Origin of the sequence: Phytoactinopolyspora endophytica (assembly GCF_004138495.1) — a bacterium.
Lineage (GTDB): Bacteria > Actinomycetota > Actinomycetes > Jiangellales > Jiangellaceae > Phytoactinopolyspora > Phytoactinopolyspora endophytica.
The window spans coordinates 460,555-465,251 of sequence record NZ_ML142853.1; the positions used below are offsets into that span (position 1 = coordinate 460,555).

Below are 4,697 nucleotides of genomic sequence, written 5' to 3' on the forward strand. Positions count from 1 at the left end.
GCGCGATCTCGAGGACGTCCTCGCCACCCTCAAGGGTTTGCGACGGCTCGGGGTCACCATCGCGATCGACGACTTCGGCACCGGCTACAGCTCGCTGTCTCACCTGAAGCAGCTGCCGGTGGACGTTCTCAAGATCGACCGGAGCTTTGTCTCCAGTCTGGCCAACGACAGCGGCGACCGCGCCATCGTCTCGGCGATCGTCCGGCTCGCCGAGGCATTCGAACTGACGACGGTCGCAGAGGGTGTCGAGGATCCGGCTGCGGTAGCCTCGCTGTTGGAACTGGGATGCCACCGTGCTCAGGGGTTCCTGATGTCGGAACCGCTGCCCGCGGAGGAGATCTCCACGTGGCTGGCCAGTCCACACGACTATCTGGGTAGCAAGTGACACTCGTGCAGAAGATCCATCACACCATCTCCCGGTGGGCAGATACGCCCGGTACGCTGTGCTCTGTCCATGCCTCCGGTCAACGTCGCCCGGGGCGAATGTGGGCAACTATGTCGATATAACTGAAGATAGGTGCTTGCGGGGGAGCTGATCAGGTAGGGCGGCCGTGGGAGCTCGACGATGAACGACAACATGTCTCCAGAAGACAGAGAATTCGCGAAGGCAGTAGGCAGACGGCTGAGGAAGCTGCGCAGCCGCCGGCAGCTGTCCATGCAGGCTGTTCAGGACCAGTCTGAGGGCACGATCAGCGCCGCTGTCATAGGCTCGTACGAACGAGGCGAACGCGTGCCCTCGGTTGTCCGGCTCGCTCAGATCGCCGACTTCTACGGCGTCCCCGTGGACTCGCTGGTCTCCGGCCGAGAGGGTGGACAGCCGGCGTCCAACGGCGATGACGGCAAGGTGGTGCTGGATCTGGACGCCCTGCGTCAGGCACCGAACGAGGCCGCGCACCTCGTCAAGTTCGTGAACGGCGTGCAGAAGAAGAGAGGGGACTTCGGCGGGAGCATCCTGACCATCCGCGGCGACGACGTATGGATGGTCTCATCCATGTACGAGATCACGCCTTCCGAACTCCGGGAGAAGATGGCCTCGTGGGGCGTCATCGCCTCCGATGCATGAGCCCCCGATCAGTCCCACTCCAGCTGGTTGATCGTGTCGAGGACACGATCAACGCTGGGCAGATAGTGATGCTCGTGCATCGGAGGCGGATACGGGATGTCGAAGCCGGTGACCCGCAGGACCGGGGCTGCCAGCGAGTAGAAGCACTCCTGCTGGACACGGGCCGCGAGCTCACCCGCAATCCCAGCGAAGCCGGTGGCTTCCGAGATCACGACGCAGCGCCCGGTGTTGCTCACCGACTTGGCCACGGTCACATCGTCGTATGGCGCCAAGGTGCGCAGATCGATCACCTCGGCTTCCACGCCTTCCTCTGATGCCGCCTCCGCGGCCTCCAACGCCACCTTGACCGCGGGCCCGTATGCCACCAAGGTCACGTCATCGCCAGCCCTGCGGGTCGCAGCGTGCCCGAACGGTGCCGTGCGGGCCGGCAGTTCCGTCTCAGCCTTGGCCCAGTACAGCCCTTTCGGCTCCATGAACACGACTGGATCGGGATCGTCGATGGCCTCCCGCAGAAGCGAGTACGCGTCGTCCACCGTTGCCGGAGTGGCTACCTTGAGACCTGGGATGTGCGCATAGTGCGATTCGGAGGAGTCGCTGTGGTGCTCCACTCCCCCGATGCCGCCCCCGTACGGGATGCGGATCACCATGGGCATGGTGACGGTCCCGCGGGTGCGGTTACGCATCTTCGCGACGTGCGACGCTATCTGTTCGAAGGCCGGGTACGCGAAGGCATCGAACTGCATCTCCACCACCGGACGGAACCCCTGCATCGCCATGCCGGCGGCGAATCCCACGATGCCGCTCTCCGCCAGCGGCGTGTCGAAACAGCGGTCTTCACCGAACTCGTCGGTCAACCCATCGGTCACCCGGAACACGCCTCCCAGCGCACCGACGTCCTCGCCGAAGACCACCACCGAATCGTCCGCTCGCAACGCGTCGCGCAGCGCCGCGTTCAGCGCCTGGACCATCGACACGGCCAATGTCATCACCGCCCCGTTCTGTGAGATGGCGGCCAGCACCCACGCCGCACGGCTCTATCCACCGTCTGCCGACAGGCCACTTACGGTCTCCCGCTGCCGCCTCAGCTGCGGGGTCGGCTCGGTCAGCACATGCTCGAACATCTCCTCCGGCCGCACCACCGGGTCCACGTTCATGCGGGCTCGCAGATCTTCGGCGTACGCCTCCGCGCTCTCCTGCACACGCCGGATGTCCTCCTCGGACAGCGCACCCGCACCGCTGAGGTAGCGTTCCAGCCTGCTGATCGGGTCACGTGGAATCCAGACCGCTGTCTCCGAGGCATCCCGGTAACGGCCGGCGTCGTCGGCGTTGGTATGCGCCTCGATCCGATACGTATGGGCCTCGACCAGCATCGGTCCATGTCCCGAGCGGGCATGGTCGATCGCGTCCGTGAGCACCGCCAGCACGGCGGCCACGTCGTTGCCATCGACCTGCTCACTGCGTATCCCGTAGCCGATGCCCTTGTACGCCAGCGACGGCGCGGCGGTCTGCCGGGAGAGCGGGACCGAGATGGCGTAGCGGTTGTTCTGGATCACGAACACCACCGGCGCGCCGAACACGGCAGCGAAGTTCAACGCCTCGTGGAAATCGCCCTCACTGGTGCCGCCATCGCCGATGAACGCGAGCGCCACCGTGTCGTCGCCACGACGACGCGCCGCGTACGCCAGACCCGCTGCGTGCGGTGCATGCGTCGCCAGCGGTGTGCATTGCGGCGCGATGCGTTCCCGCATCGGGTCATACCCGCAATGCCAGTCTCCGCGTAGCAGTCCCAGCGCCTCGACCGCATCGACGCCGCGGGTGACCAGCGACATGGTGTCGCGGTAGGTCGGAAAGAGCCAGTCCTGCTGCTGCAGGGCGAGCACGCCGCCTACCTGGCATGCCTCCTGCCCTCTCGACGACGGGTAGACGGCCAGCCTTCCCTGCCTGGTCAGTGCCGTCGCCTCCGTGTCGAAACGACGCCCCATCACCATCCGCCGGTAGGCGTCGCCGAGCATCTCGGCCGGCGGAAGCTGATAGCCCCCGCGTGCGTCGTCATCGGTCAGGGTTCCGTTCTCGTCTATGAGCCGCACTGGATCGCGAGACGGCAACAACCCGGTCACGCGGTTCTCATCGAGATGTTCAACCGGTAGCTCCATTGCACACCCCTTTGCGCACATCCGGACGTGAACCGCACAGCCACATCAGGCCGTACCGTCACGACCTACTGAACAATCTCTGGCTCACGGGCTGCTCTGACCAATATCGTGCGCCAGATGGCCGATTTTTCTCTACATTCGCCGGAAATCTCTGACGTTCGGCTATGGAGGCCCGCCGATTCTCGCCGGGTGTCTCGCGACGGCCGGTCACCACCCTGCCGCCAGGGCCAAGCGTCTCAGAGGCCGCGCGGACAGGGGCGCAGCACCGATCGCGCAGACGCCGATTCGAGACGGCGGAGATCCCTCGTACACGCCCCGGCCGGCCGATCGCCGGGATTACGGTTTCAGCCGTTGCCCTACCGCGTCGTGGACCGCGCGGCAGCCCTCGCCTGACCGATCTCGACCAGTGCGCTGGTCAGCGACAGAGCGGCGTCGTTGGCGCCGCCTTTGACCGCCAGGTCCGCGGATCCGACCGCGCGAACCGCCCGCGCCAGGCCGTCCGGTGTCCATCCACGCAACTGCCCTCGCAGCACACGCACCTTCCACGGTGGCACTCCGATGTCGCGGGCGACGTCGGCGTCCCGCAGACCACGCGGGGCGCCCGCCAGCCGCGCCAGCGAACGCAACGATGTGGCCAGGGCGCCGATCACCAGGACGGGGTCAGTACCCGTCTGCAGCGCCCAGCGGAGCTGCTCGACGGCTGCCGCGGTGTCACCCTCGACGGCCCGGTCGGCCACGACCCAGCCCTTGACCTCGGCCCGTCCCTCGAAGTACATCGCGACCAGGTCCGTGTCGACCACGCCATCCGGTGCGTCCGCGGCGAGCTGGGACGCGGCGGAGGCCAGCCCTCGAAGATCTCCGCCGACGGCCTCGACCAATTGCCGAGCGGCCGCCTCGTCGATCTGCCCACCCGCGTGACGCGCCTCCGCCCGGACGAAGGCGACCTGGTCATCAGGCTTGGTGAGCTTCTCCGCCTTGACCTCGAAAGCACCGGCCTTGCGCAACCGGTCGAGCAGCTTCTTGGACTTCACACCGCCCGGATTGACCAGGACGAGATGGATGTCCTCGACCGGCTGCTGAGTGTGTTTCAGCAAGGCCTCCCCGACGGACTCGGAGACGTCCTGGACATCGCGGACCACCAGCACACGCCGGGTGGCGAAGAGCGACGGGCTGGCATACTCGGCCAGTCCGCCGACCGTGAGCTCGGAGCCGGGCACCTCGCTGACGTCGGCGTCCGCGTCGGCGGCGCGTGCCGCACGAACCACGGCCGCGACCGCACGCTCGGCCAGCAACGCTTCCGGACCCACCACGAGGGTGGCCGGGACAAGGGGATCCACAGATCGAGAAGGCATGACGAGACCAGCATGCCACGTCGCCGCCCACTGTCACCTGGTGCCCCGTAAAGCCGGTCTCTTGACGTCTGTGGCGCCCAGGCGGCGCCTCGCGGCGTTGCCGTCGTCGTCCGATGTACCAGCATCGAC

Annotated in this window: 5 protein-coding genes; 2 read left to right on the forward strand and 3 right to left on the reverse strand. The window is 66.7% G+C overall.

Going from position 1 to position 4,697, the window contains the following annotated elements; all coding sequences use genetic code 11:
* Positions 1–385: EAL domain-containing protein (locus ELR45_RS12875; protein ID WP_165367727.1), on the forward strand; the 385-nt coding region annotated here is incomplete at its 5' end.
* A gap of 180 nt (positions 386–565) precedes the next feature.
* Positions 566–1,063, forward strand: a complete 498-nt coding sequence (locus tag ELR45_RS12880; protein ID WP_129666482.1) for a transcriptional regulator — start codon at positions 566–568, stop codon at positions 1,061–1,063.
* An 8-nt stretch (positions 1,064–1,071) separates the two neighbouring features.
* Here the strand turns inward: ELR45_RS12880 and ELR45_RS12885 are convergent, their stop codons facing one another.
* The 3 genes from ELR45_RS12885 to holA form a co-directional block, all read right to left on the reverse strand.
* Positions 1,072–2,049: an alpha-ketoacid dehydrogenase subunit beta gene (locus ELR45_RS12885; protein ID WP_129666484.1), complete on the reverse strand. Its 978-nt coding sequence runs from the start codon at positions 2,047–2,049 to the stop codon at positions 1,072–1,074.
* Between the two features lie 48 nt (positions 2,050–2,097).
* The gene (gene pdhA, locus ELR45_RS12890; RefSeq protein ID WP_205856503.1) at positions 2,098–3,216 is read right to left on the reverse strand and encodes a pyruvate dehydrogenase (acetyl-transferring) E1 component subunit alpha; all 1,119 of its coding nucleotides are present in this window, start codon (positions 3,214–3,216) and stop codon (positions 2,098–2,100) included.
* Between the two features lie 356 nt (positions 3,217–3,572).
* On the reverse strand, positions 3,573–4,568 hold the full coding sequence (gene holA / locus ELR45_RS12895) for a DNA polymerase III subunit delta (RefSeq protein WP_129666487.1): 996 nt from the start codon (positions 4,566–4,568) through the stop codon (positions 3,573–3,575).
* Positions 4,569–4,697: the final 129 nt, after the last annotated feature.

What these genes read in the sequence shown, in the direction of transcription:
- holA (WP_129666487.1), bottom strand. Translation starts at nt 4,568, where the DNA reads ATGCCTTCTCGATCTGTGGATCCCCTTGTCCCGGCCACCCTCGTGGTG.
- ELR45_RS12880 (WP_129666482.1), top strand. Translation starts at nt 566, where the DNA reads ATGAACGACAACATGTCTCCAGAAGACAGAGAATTCGCGAAGGCAGTA.
- pdhA (WP_205856503.1), bottom strand. Translation starts at nt 3,216, where the DNA reads ATGGAGCTACCGGTTGAACATCTCGATGAGAACCGCGTGACCGGGTTG.
- ELR45_RS12885 (WP_129666484.1), bottom strand. Translation starts at nt 2,049, where the DNA reads ATGACATTGGCCGTGTCGATGGTCCAGGCGCTGAACGCGGCGCTGCGC.